At 62.4% G+C, this 19,637-nt stretch carries 19 protein-coding genes; 8 read left to right on the top strand and 11 right to left on the bottom strand.

All coding sequences use genetic code 11. The annotated features are described in order from the left end of the window. Window positions 1-3 precede the first annotated feature (3 nt). From ACX80B_RS13820 to ACX80B_RS13810, 3 genes are all read right to left on the bottom strand, one after another. Window positions 4-618 carry a flavin reductase family protein gene (locus ACX80B_RS13820; protein WP_459297096.1) on the bottom strand — a complete coding sequence of 205 codons (615 nt, stop codon included), beginning with the start codon at window positions 616-618 and terminating at the stop codon, window positions 4-6. A gap of 105 nt (window positions 619-723) precedes the next feature. Further along, window positions 724-1,467 carry a transglycosylase family protein gene (locus ACX80B_RS13815; RefSeq protein ID WP_459297094.1) on the bottom strand — a complete coding sequence of 248 codons (744 nt, stop codon included), beginning with the start codon at window positions 1,465-1,467 and terminating at the stop codon, window positions 724-726. Between the two features lie 295 nt (window positions 1,468-1,762). Further along, window positions 1,763-2,788 (bottom strand): mechanosensitive ion channel family protein, encoded by a 1,026-nt coding sequence (locus tag ACX80B_RS13810; protein WP_459297092.1) that lies wholly within the window; start codon window positions 2,786-2,788, stop codon window positions 1,763-1,765. Window positions 2,789-2,946: 158 nt separating this feature from the next. Between ACX80B_RS13810 and ACX80B_RS13805 the strand changes: the two genes are divergently transcribed. Beyond that, window positions 2,947-3,447: a DUF456 domain-containing protein gene (locus ACX80B_RS13805; RefSeq protein WP_459297090.1), complete on the top strand. Its 501-nt coding sequence runs from the start codon at window positions 2,947-2,949 to the stop codon at window positions 3,445-3,447. A gap of 73 nt (window positions 3,448-3,520) precedes the next feature. Here ACX80B_RS13805 and ACX80B_RS13800 read toward each other — a convergent pair whose 3' ends face one another. Continuing rightward, window positions 3,521-4,585: a winged helix DNA-binding domain-containing protein gene (locus ACX80B_RS13800; RefSeq protein WP_459297088.1), complete on the bottom strand. Its 1,065-nt coding sequence runs from the start codon at window positions 4,583-4,585 to the stop codon at window positions 3,521-3,523. Window positions 4,586-4,692: 107 nt separating this feature from the next. Between ACX80B_RS13800 and ACX80B_RS13795 the strand changes: the two genes are divergently transcribed. The 3 genes from ACX80B_RS13795 to ACX80B_RS13785 all read left to right on the top strand — a co-directional run bounded on the left by ACX80B_RS13795 (window position 4,693) and on the right by ACX80B_RS13785 (window position 7,048). After that, a complete protein-coding gene (locus ACX80B_RS13795) occupies window positions 4,693-5,097 on the top strand; it encodes a hypothetical protein (RefSeq protein ID WP_459297086.1) in 405 nt (134 codons plus the stop codon). An 81-nt stretch (window positions 5,098-5,178) separates the two neighbouring features. After that, window positions 5,179-5,853: a DUF6766 family protein gene (locus ACX80B_RS13790; RefSeq protein WP_459297084.1), complete on the top strand. Its 675-nt coding sequence runs from the start codon at window positions 5,179-5,181 to the stop codon at window positions 5,851-5,853. A gap of 13 nt (window positions 5,854-5,866) precedes the next feature. After that, on the top strand, window positions 5,867-7,048 hold the full coding sequence (locus tag ACX80B_RS13785) for an MFS transporter (RefSeq protein ID WP_459297082.1): 1,182 nt from the start codon (window positions 5,867-5,869) through the stop codon (window positions 7,046-7,048). Between the two features lie 17 nt (window positions 7,049-7,065). On the opposite strand, the gene ACX80B_RS13780 is transcribed toward ACX80B_RS13785, so the two are convergent. Next, on the bottom strand, window positions 7,066-8,448 hold the full coding sequence (locus ACX80B_RS13780) for a short-chain fatty acid transporter (RefSeq protein WP_459297081.1): 1,383 nt from the start codon (window positions 8,446-8,448) through the stop codon (window positions 7,066-7,068). Window positions 8,449-8,628: 180 nt separating this feature from the next. Between ACX80B_RS13780 and ACX80B_RS13775 the strand changes: the two genes are divergently transcribed. Further along, on the top strand, window positions 8,629-9,969 hold the full coding sequence (locus tag ACX80B_RS13775) for a choice-of-anchor B family protein (RefSeq protein WP_459297079.1): 1,341 nt from the start codon (window positions 8,629-8,631) through the stop codon (window positions 9,967-9,969). 139 nt (window positions 9,970-10,108) lie between these two features. Here ACX80B_RS13775 and ACX80B_RS13770 read toward each other — a convergent pair whose 3' ends face one another. Next, window positions 10,109-10,546, bottom strand: coding sequence for a type II toxin-antitoxin system VapC family toxin (locus ACX80B_RS13770; RefSeq protein WP_459297077.1), 438 nt, complete (start codon window positions 10,544-10,546; stop codon window positions 10,109-10,111). Beyond that, on the bottom strand, window positions 10,543-10,800 hold the full coding sequence (locus tag ACX80B_RS13765) for a type II toxin-antitoxin system Phd/YefM family antitoxin (protein ID WP_459297075.1): 258 nt from the start codon (window positions 10,798-10,800) through the stop codon (window positions 10,543-10,545). Before ACX80B_RS13765 ends, ACX80B_RS13770 begins: the two co-directional genes overlap by 4 nt. Before the next feature lie 116 nt (window positions 10,801-10,916). Here ACX80B_RS13765 and ACX80B_RS13760 point away from each other — a divergent pair, with 116 nt between their 5' ends. After that, entirely contained in the window at window positions 10,917-12,116 is a 1,200-nt protein-coding gene (locus ACX80B_RS13760) for an MFS transporter (RefSeq protein ID WP_459297073.1), read from the top strand. A gap of 21 nt (window positions 12,117-12,137) precedes the next feature. On the opposite strand, the gene ACX80B_RS13755 is transcribed toward ACX80B_RS13760, so the two are convergent. From ACX80B_RS13755 to ACX80B_RS13745, 3 genes are all read right to left on the bottom strand, one after another. Continuing rightward, the gene (locus ACX80B_RS13755; RefSeq protein WP_459297071.1) at window positions 12,138-12,971 is read right to left on the bottom strand and encodes an aldo/keto reductase; all 834 of its coding nucleotides are present in this window, start codon (window positions 12,969-12,971) and stop codon (window positions 12,138-12,140) included. Between the two features lie 116 nt (window positions 12,972-13,087). After that, window positions 13,088-14,398, bottom strand: coding sequence for a Glu/Leu/Phe/Val family dehydrogenase (locus ACX80B_RS13750; RefSeq protein WP_459297069.1), 1,311 nt, complete (start codon window positions 14,396-14,398; stop codon window positions 13,088-13,090). Window positions 14,399-14,511: 113 nt separating this feature from the next. Beyond that, entirely contained in the window at window positions 14,512-16,044 is a 1,533-nt protein-coding gene (locus ACX80B_RS13745) for an MFS transporter (RefSeq protein WP_459297067.1), read from the bottom strand. Window positions 16,045-16,099: 55 nt separating this feature from the next. On the opposite strand from ACX80B_RS13745, the gene ACX80B_RS13740 reads away from it, so the two are divergent. Then, window positions 16,100-16,663 carry a TetR/AcrR family transcriptional regulator gene (locus ACX80B_RS13740; protein WP_459297065.1) on the top strand — a complete coding sequence of 188 codons (564 nt, stop codon included), beginning with the start codon at window positions 16,100-16,102 and terminating at the stop codon, window positions 16,661-16,663. Between the two features lie 127 nt (window positions 16,664-16,790). Here ACX80B_RS13740 and ACX80B_RS13735 read toward each other — a convergent pair whose 3' ends face one another. Further along, a complete protein-coding gene (locus tag ACX80B_RS13735) occupies window positions 16,791-18,230 on the bottom strand; it encodes an APC family permease (protein ID WP_459297274.1) in 1,440 nt (479 codons plus the stop codon). Window positions 18,231-18,642: 412 nt separating this feature from the next. Here ACX80B_RS13735 and ACX80B_RS13730 point away from each other — a divergent pair, with 412 nt between their 5' ends. After that, window positions 18,643-19,635 carry a nitrilase-related carbon-nitrogen hydrolase gene (locus ACX80B_RS13730; RefSeq protein ID WP_459297063.1) on the top strand — a complete coding sequence of 331 codons (993 nt, stop codon included), beginning with the start codon at window positions 18,643-18,645 and terminating at the stop codon, window positions 19,633-19,635. The last annotated feature ends 2 nt before the right edge of the window (window positions 19,636-19,637 follow it).

The following is a 19,637-nucleotide window of genomic DNA, read 5'->3' as shown; positions in this document are numbered from 1 at the left end:
CCGCTACCGCTCGTAGTGGCCCGGCCAGTCCGCGGCGCGGATCCGTTTGATCTCACGGATATGGCCGGCGGTGCCCCACTGGTCTTTGCCCAGGCGGGAAAGTGGTTGCAGCATCTCGACTCTGGGATGCGGGCCGTCCAGCACCTCGGTGGCGATTGCTGCGTGCAGGACCTCGCCGAAAACCACGGTGCAGTCACCGATCGGCAGCGTCTTATACAGCCGGCACTCAAGAGCAACAGGAGATTCTTTTACCCGTGGGGCCGCAACGGTCAGGGCCGGCTCCCGGGTGAGCCCAACGGCGTCGAACTCGCTGACGTCCGGCGGGAAATTGGTGCCGGTGGCATTGACCTGTTCGAAAAGGTTTTCCGGCGTCAGATTGACCACAAAGTCTCTTGTAGCCTCAATGTTCCGAAGCGAATCCTTCTCGCCGACTGAGGTGAATTGGATAATCGGCGGATTGACGGAAGCGACCGTATAGAACGAATGCGGTGCCAGGTTGTCCACGCCCGCTTCTGAGGTGGATGAAACCCATGCGATCGGACGGGGCACAACCACCGAGTTCAGCAGGGCATAAAATTCGCGGGCGGAAAGGTCATCGCGGCGGAAATCGGTTCGCATGCCTCAATTCCAACACACGGAAGCATCTCCGTCAGTTAAACACGAAATGCGCTCCGCGCCGGCAAAGAATGCCAGCAAGGAGCGCATTTGCGCGATACGGAGGTGTTACTGAGCCGGGAGCTGCAGAACGTCTCCGGTGAAGATGAGATCGGCGCTGATGAGGGTATCGGCGTTGACCTCGTACAGGGCCTGCCATCCGCCCTGGACGCCCAGCTTCTCGGCGATCTTGGCGAGCGTGTCGCCGGACTGGATGGTGTAGGTCTCGCCGCTGACGGCTGCGGCCGGAGCAGCAGGTGCCGGTGCGGGAGCAGGTGCCGGAGCAGGCGCAGGGGCGGGAGCAGGTGCCGGTGCAGGCGCGGGAGCCGGTGCTGGGGCAGGTGCGGGAGCCGGGGCAGGTGCGGGAGCAGGTGCCGGAGCGGGCTGCTCGATGGGTGCCTGAACCTGTGACTGCGTGCTGACCTGGCTCTCGGCAGCAGCGCCGCCGGTTGCGACAGGTGCGCCGCCACCGCCGGAGAGTCCGAGCTCGGCGGCACATGCAGGCCATGCGCCCCAGCCCTGGGTGTTCTGGACGCGCTCGGCGACGGCGATCTGCTCAGCCTTGCTGGCGTTCTGGGGAGCGCCGGTGCCGCCGAAGGCGGACCAGGTGCTTGGAGTGAACTGCAGGCCGCCGGAGAAGCCGTTTCCGGTGTTGATGCTCCAGTTTCCGCCGCTTTCGCACTGGGCGAGGGCATCCCACGTGGCAGTGGAAGCGGCCGAGGCTGAGGTCGCGGTGAGGCCGGCAGCAGCGGTGGTCATGGCTGCAATGGCGAGGCCGCGGCGTGCAGTGCGGGTGAAGGTGGTGTTTTTCATGAGGGTTGCGATGCTCCGAAGGGCTGCTTGCGCTCCATCCGTCCCCGGATTTCCTCGCGACGCCGCCTGCCCCTGACAAATTGAGGTCTTTAACGATGACTGCATTGGCGGCGTATAGCATGCTGCAGCACCGGGCATTTCCGACTGCCAGGTGAGTCCCAGCAGTCCCATCTCCCGAACGGGATCTCACGCAACCCTACGACATTTTTATAATCGTTGCAAAACCGAGATCAAACTGCCCGGCGTGTTACCGTTCCTTTATGGTCTGCCTGATATGGCGCTTGTCACGTTCCGGTTACGACGTCGGCCCAAGCTGACCGCCGTCTTTGCCGTCCAGGCTGCCGCTCCCGGCGAAAACAGTGTTGTTGCCATCCTTGATGACAGCCTGGTTCATCAGCGGGATCTGCAGTCCTGCGGCGTCGAGTTCGGACTTCAGCCGTGCGCGCATTTCACGGGCAACCCCCCACTGCTCCAGGGGCTTGGTCCGCAGCACGAGACGAATGGTGACAGATTCACCGGTGAGTGCTTGGACACCCCAGACTTCGGGTTCATCCAGGATGAGACGGCGCCATTGCCTGTCCATCCGCATCTTTTTAGCTGCCTGAAGGATGAGCTCACTGACGTGATCAAGGTCGGATTCGTAAGGAATCGGGATATCCAGGACGGCGCGTGCCCAGCCCTGTGAGAAGTTCCCCACGCGCAGCACCTCACCATTGCGGACGTGCCACAGCGTCCCATCGAGATCGCGGAGCTGGGTGATCCTCAGGCCGACATTCTCGACCTCGCCGGAGGCATCTCCCAGGTCGACAAAGTCACCAATCCCATATTGATCCTCGGCCACCATGAACAGCCCCGAAAGGTAGTCCTTGACCAGTGCCTGCGCGCCGAAACCAAGCGCGACACCGACGATACCCGCGCTTGCCAGCACCGGTGCCATGTCGAAGCCAAGCTCGGACATGACCGTTAGGCCCACTAGGACGGTGATGACGATAGTAGACAGCGACCGCAGCACCGAGCCGACAGTCTTGGCGCGCTGTGCCCTGCGGGCGTTCGCTAACGGCGAATCCTGAATGAGCCAATGCTTGGTCTCCTGCGCCTGACCCGTTTCGGCGGGTACCACCTCGTTGTCCAGCTTCGCGGCATCACCTTTGGCAATGTGGTCCATGGCCCTGCGGATGATCAACCGCAGGATCAGGTTCAGCACTATGCCGATGACAATGATGATCGCGATACGCAGGGGTTTATCGAGAAGGAAATCCCAAATCCCCGAAGCGGCAACCCCTGCGCTCTCGACTGCGTCCTGCGCCGTGTTTTCGTCCATAGTGCCGAGGTTAGGCGGAGCCGGAGGCAGCAGGCAAACTGTCAGGAACCACCCGGCTGTCATTCAACATGGCTGCAAAGTCCGGTTTTCGAAGGCGGCAGCCGCCGCCCGCTCCGATAGGCTCTATCGGAAGAGCCCGTGGCAGGACAAGGAGCGCCGTGGACATTTCGGTCGTAATCGCCATCGTATGTGCGTTATTGATTGTGGTCGGCGTTATCGGCGTCGTCGTTCCTGTGCTGCCGGGATCACTGCTGGTCGCCGCCGCCCTCCTGGTGTGGGCGGTGACTGTGCAGAGCACGACGGGCTGGATCGTTTTCGGTGCCGGGGCGCTGCTGCTGACCAGCGGAATGCTTGCCAGTGCGGTACTGACGGGGCGCCGGCTCAAGCGGCGGAAAATTCCGAACCGTTCCATTCTCGTGGCACTGGTCTTCGCCGTCGCCGGGCTGTTCCTGATCCCCGTAGTGGGGTTGTTCGTCGGATTTGCTGTGGGTCTCCTGCTGGCGGAATTCATCCGTCAGCGTGATTTCCAGGCTGCCGTTTCCTCCAGTTGGGCCGCCTTGAAAGCGACGGGCATCGGCATCCTGGTGGAGTGCGGATTGGCATGCCTGGCGGCGAGCGTTTGGGTCATCGGCATCTGGGTGCACTTCTCGGGCAGCTGAAAGGACCCCGCTGAACGTCGGTATGGTGGTCTGACCGAAGCCCGCGCCCGCGCCCGGAGTCAGCAAGTGACCCTCAGGCGAATGTGGTGAACCGTTGTTCGATAAGGCGCAGTTCCGCTTTGGTAAATCTGCCATTGAACGACGTCGGTTCGATCCTTTGAGCGGCGCCCTTTCCGATGCGCTTCCACGTGCCACGCACCTGGCTGTCGCGAACGATGGTTGGGCGGAACACGCCGTTGCCACCAGGGACAACTCGCTGGGCCTCGTCGGGCCTTAGGGCAGCCGACCGGTCCTGGTAACCAAGCAAGTATTCGTCAAAACCAGGCAGCAGGAACAGCCCGGATGTTTCATCCGCTTCGCCGCCCGGTAACGCCGCTGCTGCCGGATCCATCAGGTACTCAACGCCGTCGTACCAGCGGGTTTCCAGGTTCGGCCTGGCGAGTGCGACGGCGGTTTTCGCGTCCGCCGCCCGGAGTTTGGTCCACCAGCTGAAATCTTTCACGGTCGCCGGTCCGTGGCTGCGGAAATACCGTAAAGCCAATTCGCCCAGCGCCTCCTCAGGCCCGAGCCGGCGCGGGTGCGGAATCCAAGTATCGATGAGAACCAACAGTTGTTCACCCTTCTGGACCGGGCCGAAACACAGCACTCCGGTCATCGCCAGATGCCCGATCAGGTGGTAACCGCGTTCCTTCATCTCCAACAGGCCGGCCTGCCGCCACAGCGCGATCAAGTCATTCCGGCTGAGAGGCGTTCCATCACTCATCTTCGCCACCGCGATGTCCCGGGCAGCGGCGATGAGCCGGTCGTCGATGCCGAGTTCAGCGTGTCGGCGGGCCGACGTTGCGACGATCCGCGACGCCGTCGACCTCAACATCCATCCCAAATCCTCGGCCGGCACAAAGTGAAGCGTGCCCCGCATCGGCCAGGAGCGGACGACGGTCCCTGCGTTGAGGGCGGCAACGACCGCCTCCCGCCTCCCGTCATGGAACCGTAGTGCCACCGATGTGACGGCTCCATTGAAGTCCTGGGCCTGCATCGCCGTCATCCACCGCACGACGTCGGCAGCGCCGGCTTCCATTGGAGCGGCGATGCGTTGGGATATCAGTCTCAGGTGACCAATGCCGTGGTTGACTCGCACAGCATAATGCTAATCCGGATTAGTGCACGGCGGACCGGAAAACCCGGCTTCGTTGGAAGTACTTCCTGCCGGGGGTAGCGTTGAGCGGGAAAATAAGGAGACGTACTTTGCGATATGCGTTCCGTGGGGTCGTTTTGATTATCGCCCTGATGGCTTTGGCGGGTTGTTCCGCCTTCAATCCCGGCACTGCAAAAGCGGAGAAGACGGCCGAAGTGTTCCATGCACATCTGGCCGACTCTGAGTATGGAGCCGCCTGCAGGATGCTCACCGCCACCACACTGGAAACGCTGGAGGATGACGACGTCGGTACGTGTGCCGCCAAGCTCCGGGAACTTGCGATCGGTCCGGCCGGCAGCGTGGAATCGTCCGGCGCCTACGGGCGCAATGCCCAGGTGGTTCTCAGCCAAGACACGGTTTTCCTGACGTTATCGGGTCAGGAATGGAAGGTCATTGCCGCCGGCTGCACTTCCCGCGGCGAACGCCCCTACGACTGTGCTGTGGAAGGAGGCTGACATGCGCTGGCCATTTATTCTTTGCCTGGCAACCATCACTATAGGACTCGCCTGCATGATTTTCATCGGGGTGATAGCCCGGTGAAACGGACGATGCGGGACAACGGGCTGTTCCTGATTTTCGGTACTCTATTCGTGCTCTCCCTGATCGGCCAGGCGTTTACCGGCGTTGCGCTCTTTAACGAACAGCAAGTCGCTTCCGGCCTGGAGGAGATCGGGTTCTGGCAATACGTGACGTCGTCGTCATTCGGGGTTGATGTATCCGAGAACTGGCAGTCTGAGTTTCTTCAGTTCACGCTGATGATCGCAGCCACCGTCTGGTTCGTGCAGAAGGGTTCGCCGGAATCGAAGGCCGTGGACCGGCATGGGCTGGAATCCGATGAGAACCAAAAAGTTGGAAAGTTCGTTCAGGAAGATTCACCGGCCTGGGCGAAAGCGGGCGGCTGGCGGACAGCGCTCTTGTCCAATTCACTCGTCGTGGTCATGGGGTCGATTTTTCTGCTCTCCTGGCTGGCACAGTCCATCACCGGCTTTATCGCCCACGCCGAGCAGCAATTAGCCAACCTCCAGGACCCAGGGACGTGGTTGACATATTTGGGTTCACCCGATTTTTGGGGCCGGACATTGCAGAATTGGCAATCGGAATTCCTGGCCGTTTTGTCCATGGCGGTTCTGGCCGTGTATCTGCGCCAACGTGGTTCACCGGAATCCAAGCCAGTGGGCGAGCCGCATTCATCCACGGGCGTCCAAGGTTAGCGACGGAGGTGCCATGAAGGCATTGCCGCTGATTGCCAGCGGGACCGCACTGGTTGGTGCCACTTATGGGCTCGCGCGTTTCAGCTATGGCCTGTTTGTTCCGGCCTTCAGTTCGGAATTCGAGCTGACGCCGTCCCTGGCCGGAGTTATCTATTCCGGAAGCTTCCTCGCCTACTGTCTGGCCGCCGTCGTTGCCTTCCGCCTCGCTGACCGGCCCCGCTGGAGCATTCTTTTGGCCGGGGTCACAGCGGCAGGGGGCAGCGCCGTCGTCGCCGCCGCATTATCTCCGGCCATGCTCGCAGCCGGCATCCTGATCGCCGGTGCCGGGGCGGGTTTCGCGTCGCCTGGCCTGGTCGCACTCGTGGCCCACCACGTACCTTTCCGCGCCGCCGACCGTATCCAGACTGTCGTGAATGCCGGCAGCGGGATCGGCGTGGCGGTGGGCGGCCCGTTGGCGCTCCTGCTCAGCGGAAACTGGCGAACGGCGTGGTGGCTGATCGCACTCATTGCCGCCGTGGCGACCACCCTGACGCTGCTGACCGACCGCCCGGCGACCGGTGCGACGGTCAGGGCCGGCAGGGCGGATGGGGTGGAAAGAGCTGCCGCCAAATTGACGTTCTCAGGCTTGGCTCCGCTGCGGACCGCGATGGCGGCGGCCGCGCTCGCCGGGGCTGCCAGTGCGGGGGTGTGGACCTTCGGCCGCAGCCATGTCGTGGAATCGGGCGGATTGGCCCAAACCCAGGCAACGGTTTTCTGGGTCCTGGTCGGCATCGCCGGTGTGGCCGGCGCATTTTCGGGTGATGCGGTGGACCGGATTGGGCTACGCCGCAGCTGGATGACGACGTCGGCGCTGCTTGCGGGTGCAACGGCGGCGGTTGGTTTTTGGGCGGGGGAGCCGGTGGCGGCGTTTGCCGCGGGGGCAATCTTTGGCGGCACCTACGTGGCGCTGACCGGCATCCTGATCGTCTGGGCCGCCCACCGCGTGCCGGAGCAGGCAGCGGCGGGCACCGCGGCCCTCTTCATCGCGCTTGCCGTGGGTCAGGCGGCAGGCGCGGCGCTGCTCGGCGGTCTGCTCGAGGTAGCCGCGGCTTGGGTCGTTTTCCTGATTGCAGCATTAACCGGGGTCCTGAGTGCCTTTGCCGTGGCAGCGGATGCGGCTGCTGATGAGCGGCCGCGCAGTCCGGATTTGGTCTGAGGCGGCCTGGCCGGTTCCTAGGCGCCCGCGCCCACGATCAGCAGGATGCCCGCGAAGACGATGCCCGAAGCGATTAGGGTGACCATCGTGTAGCCGAGGATGTCGCGCATCTTCAGCCCGGCAATGGCCAGCAGCGGCAGCGCCCAGAACGGCTGGATCATGTTCGTCCACTGGTCGCCGTATGCCACCGCCATGATGGCCACCGACGGATCGACCCCCAGCCGGTCGGCGGCGTCGAGCATAATCGGTGCCTGAACGGCGAACTGTCCGCCGCCGGAAGGGACGAAAAAGTTCACCAGACCGGCTGAGAGGAGGGCCAGCACGCCGAAGGTGACCGGATTGGCGATACCAACCAGGAAGTCGGAGAAGACGGCGATGAGTCCCGTCGTCGTCATGATTCCCATGATTCCCGCGTACAAGGGGAACTGCAGCAGAATCTCACCGACGTTGGAGGCGGCGTTCTTGATCAAGCCGATGAGCTCGAACGGGTTGCGCACGAGCAAGAAGATCAGCGCCATGAAGGTCCAGTTCACGATGTCAAGGGTTGCCGTGCCGCCTTGGACGTAATGGATGACCAGATAGGTTGTCAGGGCGAGCCCGACAATCATGGTGAGGACGCGGCTGGCGTCGACCCGGTCCGCCGGAGTGACCACTTCGTCTTCGACGTCGACGTCGTCGGTGTTACGGGCATCGACCTTGAGTTCGATGATCTTGTCGCCGGCCCGAGGTGCGACGAGTGCAAGGGCCAGAGCCACGAAGATGATGGTGGCGATGGCGGCCGTGATGTTCCACCAGGTGAAGGTCGTCTCGCTAATCGGGATGGTGCGGCCGAGTTGTTCGGAGATGAATGAATCCGGGGTGGCGGCGACCAGCGGCCCCGATCCGGAGTAGCCCATATGCCACACAACGAAGCCGGAGAAACCGGCGGCGACGAGCATTGGGAAGTGCAGGGCCATGCCTTTTTCGCGGCCCTGCGCGGCAACTTCCTTTGCCAGCAAGCCGCCCACGACGAGTCCCAGTCCCCAGGTGATCAGCGAGGCGATGGCTGCCACGACGAAGACGAAAACGTATGCCTGAACCGGGGTCTTGGGAACACCGCCGAGAAACGCCAGCAATTTGCGGACCGGTCCGGTGTTGGCCAGCGTATGCCCTAGCAGCAGGATCAGCGCCATCTGTGTCATGAAGGCCAGCAGGCCGGACAGGCCGTCGCCCCAGCTGGAAACGACGTCGACGAAACCGGCGTCGGTCAGCAACAGCGCCAGTATTCCGACCACCAGGGTGAGGACGACGGCGAACACCAGCGCACTGGGGATGTAGCGTTCGACGACGGAGTTGACCGGCCGCATCGCAGCGGAAAGGCCGGACGATTTCTGCTTGGGTTCAGGGCTTGAGGTAGGCATGATACATACTCTAGGCCTACGTGCATACCGGTTCCGGCATTTTGCCAGCCAATTCTGTGACAACCTTCACAAGCAGCGCGTCCTATGCATACGTTCGAATAACTACGTTCGCACGAGCGGCCGGCAGCGACGGGCAATCCCCTTCAGCAAGCGGCTGCTCTTTTCTTTGGAGGTACATGCATGGCTCGACTAACCCGGCTTATAGGAGCTTCGGTGATCAGCGCCGCTTTGGCGGTGAGCCTGGGCAGCACAGTGGCAACAGCACACGACGACGGCAAGGGCGCCGTCCAGCCACCGTCAATGGAAGCCCAGGAACACGAGTTTGAAAACGTTGCTGCCTCGGCTGCAAATCCGGAGAGTAACGCTCCGAACGGATTTGCGCCCTGCATCAACGGCATGGCCGCCAAAACCTACCCCTGTGACGGCGTCGACATGATGAGCCATTTGACGAGGGCAGACCTCGGGCTCAGCTTCGTGAACGATATCTGGGGCTGGACGGATCCGAAGACCGGACACGAGTACACCCTGGTCGGCGGTATCGAAGGCACGGTCTTCGTCGACATCACCGATGCCAAACGCCCCGACGTCGTCGGCATCCTGCCCACGCATTCCACGCTGGGCGGCGACGTCTGGCGGGATATCAAGGTCTCGGGCCACCATGCCTACATAGTGTCCGAGAACGCCGAGCATGGGATGCAGGTTTTCGACCTCAGGGAACTGCGCGGTGTCACCGGTGAGTCGACCGTCTTCGAAGAGACCGCCCACTACGGCGAATTCGGCAGTGCCCATAACCTCAACATCAACGAGGATTCCGGCTATGCCTACGTCGTTGGCAGCCGCACTTGCGACGGCGGCCTGCACATGGTGGATATCAGCGCCCCGGCAAGCCCGGACTTTGCAGGATGCTATTCCAGTGCCGGCTACATCCACGATACGCAGTGCGTGATGTACGAGGGTCCGGATGTCACCTACCAGGGCCGTGAGATTTGCTTCAACTCGAATGCCGATGGTGGAGAAAACTCCCTGACCATCGCGGATGTCACCGATAAGTCGAACCCGGTGACGCTCTCGAAGGTGTACTACGAGAACGATGGCTACAGCCACCAGGGCTGGTTGACGCCGGGACAGGGTTACTTCCTGCATGGGGACGAGCTCGATGAGGCAACACGGGGAATCAACACGACCACCCGGGTGTGGGATGTCCGAGACCTGGACAACCCCGAGGTGATCGGCGCCTACGACAACGGAACCGATTCCATCGATCACAACATCTACACCGAAGGCGACCGGGCGTTTGCCTCGAATTACACCTCCGGTCTGCGAATCTTCGATACCAGCCAGGTCGCCGACGGCGAGCTCAGCGAGGTCGGATTCTTCGACGTCTACCCGGAGAACAACAACGCGACCTTCGAAGGTGGAACCTGGAGCAACTACCCCTACTACGAGCAGAACGTCGTGGCGGTGGGCAGCATCGACAGGGGACTGTTCGTGCTGAAGCCCCGCGGCGACGTCGGCCCATAACCGCCGTTCCCGCTGGTTCTTTTAGAGGGTCTCCTGAACAGGACACCGGGGTCCGCACCGTTTTGGTGCGGGCCCCGGTGCGTTCTGTCCGAGGCCCGCCCGTCGAAATGAGTGGGTCTATGTATTGCAGCGTCTGAGTTTATGTATTGCCGCCTTGGTTGATATCGATGGTGATCAAACCTTGGTTCGAGCAGGCCGACAGGAGATTACGGTCGCCGGCTGCGACTGCAGTTGCCGGTCCGTTGACGGTCAAGGCCGAGACAAGGTGCACGGCATCGTAACCTCGGAGATCTTCGATGACGGCCAGGGATGCTGCCTGTTTGAGTATCGGCGTGGTTGGACTGATCAAGGCCATGTCGCCCAAAAGCAGGTCGAGCCGTTCAAGCGCGGGTTCCAGATCTCCCTGTTTAATGCGGTTCATCCGTGCGGCCATAGCCAAGGCGGCGGCGGCCTCGACACGGGCAAGCCCGGACGACACGAGCGTATCGGCGCTTTCCCACAGTTCGGCGACGGAACCGCTGGATGGTTCGCTGATAATCAGTGGGATCAGGGCAGAAGTGTCTAAATAGAGAATCACCGGCGCTGATCAGCAACCAGATCCGACACGGTTCCGCTGGCTGCGAGCGGGTGCGGTTTCGAGCGCCGGCTGCGCACCGGCGGGGTGGCCACTCCGGATTCAATTAGTTCTTCCAGGATGGACCGCTCTTCGATGGGCACAATCCTGGCGACGGGACGACCATGCTCCGTTACTGTCACTGTCCCCCCGCTCTTTACCTGGGAGATGTGTGCGCTCAAGTGGTTTTTCAGTTCCCGCAGGCCAACAGATTCCATGATTCCCTCATCGATAATGTGTCCTCATTATGTCGCTATTGTAGCTACACAATCAAGACCGGAGAACGCATCTGGATTGCCGGGACCGAAACCGCTGGCGCCCTTAAGCTTGGAGGATGACCACGCCCTTCTACCTCAGCCGCCGGTTCTGGCTGTGGTCCACGGGTTCGCACCTGTCGAACCTGCCGGCGGCAATGGCGCCGCTGACGTTCACCGCCCTGACGGCGACCCTGACGGGCTCGTATTCGGCCGGCGCCGGCATGGTGTCTGCGATGATCCTCAGCCAAGTGGCGTTGGCCATTCCGGTCAGCCGGCTGCTGGACCGTGCCTCCTCCAATACCGGACTGCGGCTGCTGTTACTGCTGCGCGCCGCGGTGTTCGGTATCCTTCTCGCCGCCGTCCTCATGTCAGCTCAGACCTATCTGCTAATCGGGTTGGCGGCGCTTGCGGGAGCGGCCGGTTCCGCCGTTCCGGGCGGCTTCCGGGCATTGCTGACCGGCATCGTCGGTTTCGCAGACCTGCGCCGCAGCGTCGCATTGACGGCAACGCTGAACGAGTTGATGTTCGTGATCGGGCCGGTCCTGGTAGGAGTCCTTGGACTCATCACCGAATCGATGCCCCTGATCGTCATGGCAGCCCTCACCGCGGCCGCAGCCGCTTTCGTCCCCGGCAACGCCCCGGCCGCCCCGAGCGCACCACAGGTCAAAGGTGCCTCCATGGTGCCCCGGCTGTTCGGGTGGATGCTGGCCGGTTTCGCCGCCGCGTCCATCGTGGCGATCGTCGAAGTCGGTGCGGTCGCGCTGGCGTTGCGGCTGGGCCGGGATGCCACTTGGGCGACCGTGATCGTCGTCGTACTTTGTATTGCCAGTGTGTCTGGTGGTGTTTTCTGGACATGGCGCAACTACCGCGGTTCGACAGCGATACTGCTGGTGCTGCTCGCCGGCATGATGGCCGGTGCGGTGCTGATCGCGCTGGGCCTGAACTTCGTGTTCGTCCTGGCCGGCGCGGTACTCGTCGGTTTGTGCCTGGCCCCGCTTGGAACGACAGCCTCGCTGCTGGTGGAGGACGCGCTGGACCCACACCGCAGGATCGAAGGATTTTCCCTGCTGCGGACGGCGTCCGGACTCGGCGCAGGCTTTGGCGCCCTGCTGGTAACGCTGGTTCCGATCGGCGCCGCCGCTTCTGCCGGAGTCGTTGCCCTGGCGGGTGCGGTAGCCGGCTTGTACTTCTGGGCACGGCTGTCCACACGGCGGAATCTGACCGAACCCGCGCCGACGTCCGAAGAGGTGGAGATTCCGGCCGCCGGCAGCGATTGATCCGCCGGCTGAGCGGCAGGCTTAGTGGCCGAAATCGTCCGAATCGGCGATGTCGCTGACGCCGGTGTCCATCGCGGAGATGCTGTCCATGTCGTCCGGAGCCAGCTCAAAATCGAAGATATCGATATTCTGCCGGATCCGCTCCGGTTTGGCGGACTTCGGGATGACGACGGCACCCAGTTGTACGTGCCAGCGCAAGACAATTTGCCCCGGCGTCTTGCCATACTTGTCTGCCAAAGATGTGATGGTCTGCTCCTGCAGCAGGTCCCCACCCTTGCCCAGCGGGCTCCACGACTCGGTGACGATGCCGTTCCGGGCATGGAAGTCCCGCGCATCAGGCCGGGTGTGCCGGGGATCGAGCTGGATCTGGTTCACATCCGGAACCAGTCCCTCATCGAGCACCCGCTGCAGATGGGCCGGCTTGAAGTTCGATGTGCCGATCGCCCGCACCCGCTTGTCCTCGAGCAGGGCGGCCAGCCCCTTGAAGGCGTCCACGTACCGGTCCTGCCCGGGATTCGGCCAGTGGATCAGCAGCAGGTCAATGTAGTCGACGTCGAGGAGCTTGGCGCTGTTCTCGAAGGCACGCTGGGCGCCGTCGTAGCTGTGCCAATCCTTGTTGAACTTCGTGGTGATGAACATGTCGCCGCGGTCGATCCCGGAACGGCGGATCCCCTCGCCGACGCCCGCCTCGTTCCGGTAGTTTTCCGCGGTATCGAAGAGCCGGTAGCCGGAACCGATGGCGGTTTCGACGGCGTCGGCCGCCTCCGCATCATCGAGCGGCCAGGTGCCGAATCCCAGCACGGGCATGGAAGCGCCGTTCTTGAGACGGACGGTGGGGGCGGTGGCATCTGTCATGAACTGCTCCTGAAAATCCCGGGTCGGACGGGGTAGGCATTCGAAACATTGCTGTCTGCCCCAGCCTATATTCCCCGTCCGACACTCAGAAGTGTTGCACCGCCCCACCGCGTGGATCAGGGGTACAGTCCGCGGATTTGGTGTGCTTCGGCAACGCGTTCGACGGCGGTCACGGTCGCCGCCTCGCGCAGGTTGAGGCTGCGGCGGTTCGCCACGGTCAGCACATTGTGCCAGGCGGCGAGCATCCGGCTTTCGAGCCGTTCCTCCACCTCCGCGGCGGTCCACCAGTAGGCCTGGTTTCCCTGCACCCACTCGAAGTAGGAGACGATCACGCCGCCGGCATTGGCCAGGATGTCCGGCACGACCAGGATCCCGTTGTCCGCGAAGATCCGGTCCGCTGCCGCCGTCGTCGGACCATTGGCGCCTTCGACAATTACCTTCGCCTGGACCCGCGCCGCATTGTCCGCATGCAGGACACCTTCGACGGCGGCCGGAACCAGCAGGTCGACGTCCAGTTCCAGCAGCAGGTCAGAGGGGATCGGATCAGAGCCGGAGAAGCCGACCACGCTTCCGGTGGTCCGGACGTGGTTGTTCAGCGAGCGGATGTCCAAGCCCTCGGCGGCATGGATTGCCCCGTACTGGTCCCCGACGGCGACCACCCGGACACCGGCGTCGGCCAGGAACTCCGCAGCACCGGCACCAACCTTGCCAAAGCCCTGCACGACGGCTGTGGAGCAGGCCGGCGCGAGGCCGGCGTGGTTCAGCGCCGCCAGGGCAATGTGCACGACGCCACGGGAGGTGGCGGAGGGACGGCCGAGCGAACCGCCGACACTTACCGGTTTCCCGGTGACGACGCTGGGCACGGTGTACCCGACGTTGACCGAATAAGTGTCCATCATCCAGGCCATCGTCTGCTCGTCGGTTCCGATGTCCGGGGCGGGAATGTCCTTGTCCGGCCCGATGATCGGCAGGATCTCGCTGGTGTAGCGGCGGGTAACCCGCTCCAGCTCCCGCTGCGAGTAGTTGCGCGGGTCGATGGTGATCCCGCCCTTTGCTCCGCCGTACGGCACGTTGAGCAGGGAGCACTTCCAGGTCATCCACATCGCCAGCGCGCGGACCTCGTCCAACGACACATTCGGGCTGTAGCGGAGGCCGCCCTTGGCCGGGCCGCGCGAAAAATTGTGCTGCACGCGGTACCCGGTCAGCATTTCGACGCTGTCATCGTCGCGGCGCAGCGGAATTCCGACCGTCATTTCGCGCCGGGCCTTGGCCAGATGCTGGTGCAGGCCGTTACTGAATCCGAGGGTCTGGACCGCGGCGGAGAGCTGTGCCTGGGCGTTTTCGAGCGCCTCGGCGCCGGTATCCCGGAAGGGAGCTGTGGCCGGAGCGGCGGGGGTGGCGGGAGCGGATAATACTTCAGTCGTCATTGACATGTTCCTTGTTGATGAAACGGGGAGGGTGCTTTCCCAGAGTATGGGGCTGTAGGTTTTCCGGCAGTAGGCAGCTGGCCAGTCCTTCAGTGATTGTGTTGTGCAGATGGTCAGCGGTCGGCCTTGGTGCTACGCAGCGTCAGCAGCACGATGACGGCAGCACTGACCATCAGCGCAACGCCGATCGCCGCCGTCGTCGCCACCCCCGAATCAAAGGCAGCCTTCGCTGACTCAAGCAGTGCGTGGCCGGGCCCGGACGGCAGGGAACCGGCGACGTCGATGGCCCCGCCCAGCGTTTCACCCGCCACCAGTTGGTCGGGACCGCTGAGTCCGGCGGGGATGGTCACATTGAGTTGATATGCCGCGGTGACGATGCTGCCCAGAATCGCGGTTCCCAGTACGGCGCCGAGCTCGTAAGCAGTTTCCGAAATGGCCGACGCCGCTCCAGCCTTGGTGGCCGGGACACTGGACAGAATCAGGTCGTTGGAGATGGTCTCGGCCGCTCCCACTCCCGCGCCGAGGATCATGAATCCGGCCATCACGCCGTGCACGCCGCCCTGATCCCCGGTCGAAAGCACAACGTAGTACCCCGCGGCGTTGAGCAGGAGCCCGCCGGCGACGACGTAGGACGGCTTGATCCGCCGGACCACGGGTACGACGGCGAGGCCGGCCAGGATGGTCAGCGCAAGTCCGGGAAGCATGGTCAGGCCCGCTTCGACCGGCGACTGTTCCGCCACCAGCTGCAGGTGCTGGGACAGGAAGAAGATGAAGCCGACCAGCGAGAAAATGCTGAGCAAGTTGGCAGCCAGTGCGCCGCTGAAAACGGGATTCCGGAACAGCCGTACGTCGAGCATCGGGATGCGGCGGTGGAGCTGACGCCGGACAAAGAGCACACCGAAGATCAGTCCGACGGCGATGGGAGCCACGGAAGCCGCACTGGCGCCGTCGACGGCAACAGCCTTGATGCCGTAGACGACCGGCGCCATGGTGAGCAATGCCAGGCCGATGCTGATGGGATCAACAGGTCCGGGCGAAGGATCGCGGGACTCCGGGACGAAGAACGGCGCGAGCACCAGCAGCGGAATCAACACCGGCACAGCCATCAGGAATACTGAACCCCACCAGAAATGCTCGAGCAGGAAACCGCCTGCGATCGGTCCGAGCGCGGCGCCACTGGAAAATCCGGCAGCCCAAATGGCGACGGCGGTCCGGCGTTGAGTCGCGTCGGTGAACATATTGCGGATCAGCGACAGGGTGGCCGGCATCAGCATGGCCCCGAAGAAACCAAGCACAGCCCGCGCCGCGATGAGCATTTCGCCGCTCGGTACGAAAGCGGCCAGCACCGAGACCACGCCGAAGCCTGCGCTGCCAATCAGCAGGAGACGGCGGCGTCCGATGCGGTCGCCCACGCTGCCCATCGGCACCAGCAAGCCGGCGAGGACGAGCGAGTAGACGTCGATAATCCACAACAGTTCCGTGCCGCTCGGATTCAGAGCCAGGGAGATGGAGGGGATGGCGAAGCTGAGGACCGTATTGTCTGCCGCGACAAGCACCACGGGCAGCATCAGCACCAGCAGCCCGAGCCATTCGCGGCGTCCGGCACGGCCCTTGGCGACTACAGGTGTGGCAGTGGAAGTGGACATGGAGAAATACTATACCGTCTAGACGGTACAGTAAAGAACCGGGTACGGTACAGATATGCCTGCCAAACCTTCCGCCCGTGACAAAGTCCTGTCGGCGTTCGAAAGCCTGCTCATAAAAGAAGGGGAGCGGGCCGCCACGATGGACGCCGTGATCGCCCAGGCCGGAGTGTCAAAGGGCGGGCTGCTGTACCACTTCAAGAACAAGGAAGCCTTGGCCGCGGCGCTGGTTCAAAAACTGCAGGCCCTCGCCGATGCCGACATCGAAGCCATGCGGACGGATCCTGATGGCCCGTCGATGTATTTCGTCCGTGAGTCGGTGTACGTCGGCAGTGGCCTGGATCAGACTTTGATTGCCGCTATGCGCATGAGCCAGACCTCGGAGGCCGAGGCCCGCGAGGAACTGCAGCGGATCCACCAGGCTTGGTTTGAGCTGATCGTCGAGGAGGTGGGGGATCACTCCATTGCGCGCGCCATCATGCTGCTTGGCGATGGCCTCTACTACAACGCGACCCTCGCCGGCATCTGGCCCGAGGAGGCCGGCATCGGCAAAGAGGAGTCTGTGCAGGGACTGCTCGAGGTGGTCCGGATGCTCAAGCGGCACGCTGCGGCTAAGGACTGACAGGTAAGGTCAGTGGCATTCACTGTGTGAGCAGAAAATGCGCCGGCCAGACGGACATGACGACATGATGTCCGCCTGGCCGGCGCTTCCGAATATCTAATGCGAGCGTGAAAGAGCGGATTTCTCGTCAGAGTTTGCTGGTGCGCAAGCGTTCAAGCAGTCGTTCCTCGCAGTCCTCACCGGCTGCAATGCCACCTGGAATCCGGATGAAGAAGGCAAGTCCAATCACCCACCACACGCCAAAGAGGATCCATGGAGCCGGCGTCAGTGAAGCCGGCATTCCGGGCATGTAGAGACTTAGTAGTGCCACGCAGAGAACCACTGCCGCAATTCCTATGATGCTGCCACCGGCGCCGCTTCCTCCAACTCTCAAAGGGCGGTCCATTTCCGGCTCCCGCCGGCGCAGGATCAAGAACACCAGGGACACGAGAATGTAGGCAATGATGATGCTCGGTGCGCCTGAATCAACCAGCCATCCCAGCATGGCTTCGCCAAAGAACGGTGCAAGAAAAGACAGGCTGCCAATAAAGACCAGGGCGTTGACCGGCGTGCGGAACTTTGGATGTAGTTTGCCGAACCAGGATGGAAGCATTCCCGAACGTGCCATTGAATACATCAGCCGGGAAGCGCCGAGCAGTAGGGAGTTCCAGGAAGTGAGGATTCCTGCGATTCCTCCCGCAATGAGTACTTTCGCCATGAAGTCGCTGCCAAATAGCGCTCCCATGGCATCCGCGGTCGCAATATCCGTCTCTGCTAATTCGTTGATCGGCAGGGCAGAAGATGTCGTAAGGATAGTCATCACATACCAAATCGTTGCCAGTACAACCGCGATGACTACAAGCTTCCCGACCTTACGTGCCGGAATATTTACCTCTTCGGCTGACTGCGGGATCACGTCGAAGCCGATGAATAAGAACGGTACAACGACCAGCACCGCAAAGTAGCCGCCGATACCCCCATTGAAGAGCGGCTCCATATTGACGGTTGAACCGCCGGTGAATGATCCCAATACCAGCAGCAAGCCGATAATCAACAAGAAAATTACGACGAAAATTTGGGCCGCTCCCGCCATCTTTACGCCGAGAATGTTGATGCCGGTGATCACTACCGCTGCGATGGCTCCTATCAAGGCCCACGTCAAATGAATTTGGTCACCGGCGACTTCCCACAAGGGAATTTGGCTTAGATTGGGAAAAAGATACTCGGCAGTGCGCGGCAGGGCTACCGCTTCGAAAGCTACGATCGTCACATAACCGCCGGTTATAGCCCATGAGCCGATGAAGGACCATCTAGGCCCCATGCCTCGGAGCAGGAAGTTATGTTCCCCGCCGGCCTTAGGCATCGCCGCTGTGAGCTCAGCGTAAGCAAGTCCGACCACTCCCATGATGACGCCGCCGGTGACCATCGCCAGAACCGCCCCCATCGTGCCTGCCGAAGAAATCCAACCTCCGGTTAGGACTACCCAGCCGAAACCAATCATTGCGCCGAAGCCGAGCGCAAGTGCGTCCCAGTTGCCCAGAACCTTCAGCAGGGATGAGTCCTGCGTATCTGACGTCGCTGTTGTCATATACTTCCTTTTTCTCTGTATGTGTTGGTAGTCACATTGATTTCCAAACAAGGGTAGTTCTGCAGTCCTGGCTCCACACTGTGCATCTGAACAGCTGGATCCAGCCTCTCGGGAACATTGGACAATGAGGGAGTGTCGTACCCGCCGCGATCGTGGAGTAGCGACGAACTGCCTTCGGCTAATTCTCCTTCGCGCAGCTGGCGTTGGCCTGAAAGTACCGGTTCGGTTTGCGCGAAGTCATGGCCCGCTTCCGGCGAGCGATTGGTTGCCTCCCATGAATGAAGCGCCGGGGGCGGTCGTCATAAAATTTAAATGAACGATTTTCGTTTTCATCTTGCCAAGCGGGTTTGTCGTCGTTCATACTAAACGAACGCTATTCGTTTATGTGACCGCCGTCTCTCTCTGGAGAATCATGATTGAACTGACCCGCCTCGACCCGCCGGCTTCTTTCGCCCGCACCGCCGACCCGTCCCGCAAGCCACTGCGCGTCGGACTGGTCCAGCACCGCTGGGATGCAGACCCGCATCGTTTGCAGTCTGAACTCAACGAGGGCATCGAACGGGCTGCTGCGCACGGAGCCTCGGTGGTGTTCCTGCCCGAACTCACATTGTCCAGGTATCCGGCCGATACCCTCCCGGAGTCGGAACCCGCAGCTGATGCCGAAGACCTGCTGACGGGGCCGACCTTTACGTTCGCCGCAGCTGCGGCCCGGGCCAATAATGTCTGTGTCCACGCCTCGCTTTACGAAAAGGCCGACGCCGGCGACGGGCTTGGGTTGAACACGGCCATCCTTGTATCCCCCGAAGGGGAGCTGCTGGCGCGGACGCATAAGCTGCACATCCCGGTCACCGCCGGATACTACGAGGACAAGTACTTCCGCCAGGGCCCGGCGGCAGAGGATTCGTACCAGATCCATGCCCCGGCCCAACTGGGGGGCGCCCGCCTGGGGATGCCGACTTGCTGGGACGAGTGGTTTCCGGAGGTCGCACGGATGTATTCGCTGGGCGGTGCCGAACTTCTGGCTTACCCGACCGCCATTGGCTCCGAACCAAGTTTCCCCGCCTTCGATACCCAGCCGCTGTGGCAACAGGTCATTGTTGGAAACGGCATCGCGAACGGCCTCTTCATGGTTGTACCAAACCGCTGGGGCGACGAAGGAAACGTGACCTTCTATGGTTCCTCCTTCATCTCGGATCCCTACGGACGCATCCTTGTGCAGGCGCCGCGGAACGAGTCGGCCGTGCTGGTCGCGGATCTGGATCTCGAACAGCGCAACGACTGGCTGGAGCTCTTCCCCTTCCTGACCACCCGCCGTCCCGAAACGTACAGCCGGCTTACCGAACCGGTGCGCCCCGGCGCCCCGTACGGTGACGTCCCCTCCGCCGCCATCCGTGGGGTTGGCTGACC

The sequence above is a fragment of the Arthrobacter monumenti genome (assembly GCF_054511255.1).
The sequence above is the reverse complement of the archived record's forward strand: the minus strand, read 5'-3'. Positions and strand labels throughout refer to the sequence as shown.

Coding starts and splice junctions, on each gene's coding strand:
- ACX80B_RS13740 (WP_459297065.1), top strand. CDS start 16,100: ATGCCTGCCAAACCTTCCGCCCGTGACAAAGTCCTGTCGGCGTTCGAA.
- ACX80B_RS13810 (WP_459297092.1), bottom strand. CDS start 2,788: ATGGACGAAAACACGGCGCAGGACGCAGTCGAGAGCGCAGGGGTTGCC.
- ACX80B_RS13755 (WP_459297071.1), bottom strand. CDS start 12,971: ATGACAGATGCCACCGCCCCCACCGTCCGTCTCAAGAACGGCGCTTCC.
- ACX80B_RS13815 (WP_459297094.1), bottom strand. CDS start 1,467: ATGAAAAACACCACCTTCACCCGCACTGCACGCCGCGGCCTCGCCATT.
- ACX80B_RS13780 (WP_459297081.1), bottom strand. CDS start 8,448: ATGCCTACCTCAAGCCCTGAACCCAAGCAGAAATCGTCCGGCCTTTCC.
- ACX80B_RS13760 (WP_459297073.1), top strand. CDS start 10,917: ATGACCACGCCCTTCTACCTCAGCCGCCGGTTCTGGCTGTGGTCCACG.
- ACX80B_RS13820 (WP_459297096.1), bottom strand. CDS start 618: ATGCGAACCGATTTCCGCCGCGATGACCTTTCCGCCCGCGAATTTTAT.
- ACX80B_RS13765 (WP_459297075.1), bottom strand. CDS start 10,800: ATGGAATCTGTTGGCCTGCGGGAACTGAAAAACCACTTGAGCGCACAC.
- ACX80B_RS13750 (WP_459297069.1), bottom strand. CDS start 14,398: ATGACGACTGAAGTATTATCCGCTCCCGCCACCCCCGCCGCTCCGGCC.
- ACX80B_RS13775 (WP_459297079.1), top strand. CDS start 8,629: ATGGCTCGACTAACCCGGCTTATAGGAGCTTCGGTGATCAGCGCCGCT.
- ACX80B_RS13745 (WP_459297067.1), bottom strand. CDS start 16,044: ATGTCCACTTCCACTGCCACACCTGTAGTCGCCAAGGGCCGTGCCGGA.
- ACX80B_RS13730 (WP_459297063.1), top strand. CDS start 18,643: ATGATTGAACTGACCCGCCTCGACCCGCCGGCTTCTTTCGCCCGCACC.
- ACX80B_RS13785 (WP_459297082.1), top strand. CDS start 5,867: ATGAAGGCATTGCCGCTGATTGCCAGCGGGACCGCACTGGTTGGTGCC.
- ACX80B_RS13735 (WP_459297274.1), bottom strand. CDS start 18,230: ATGACAACAGCGACGTCAGATACGCAGGACTCATCCCTGCTGAAGGTT.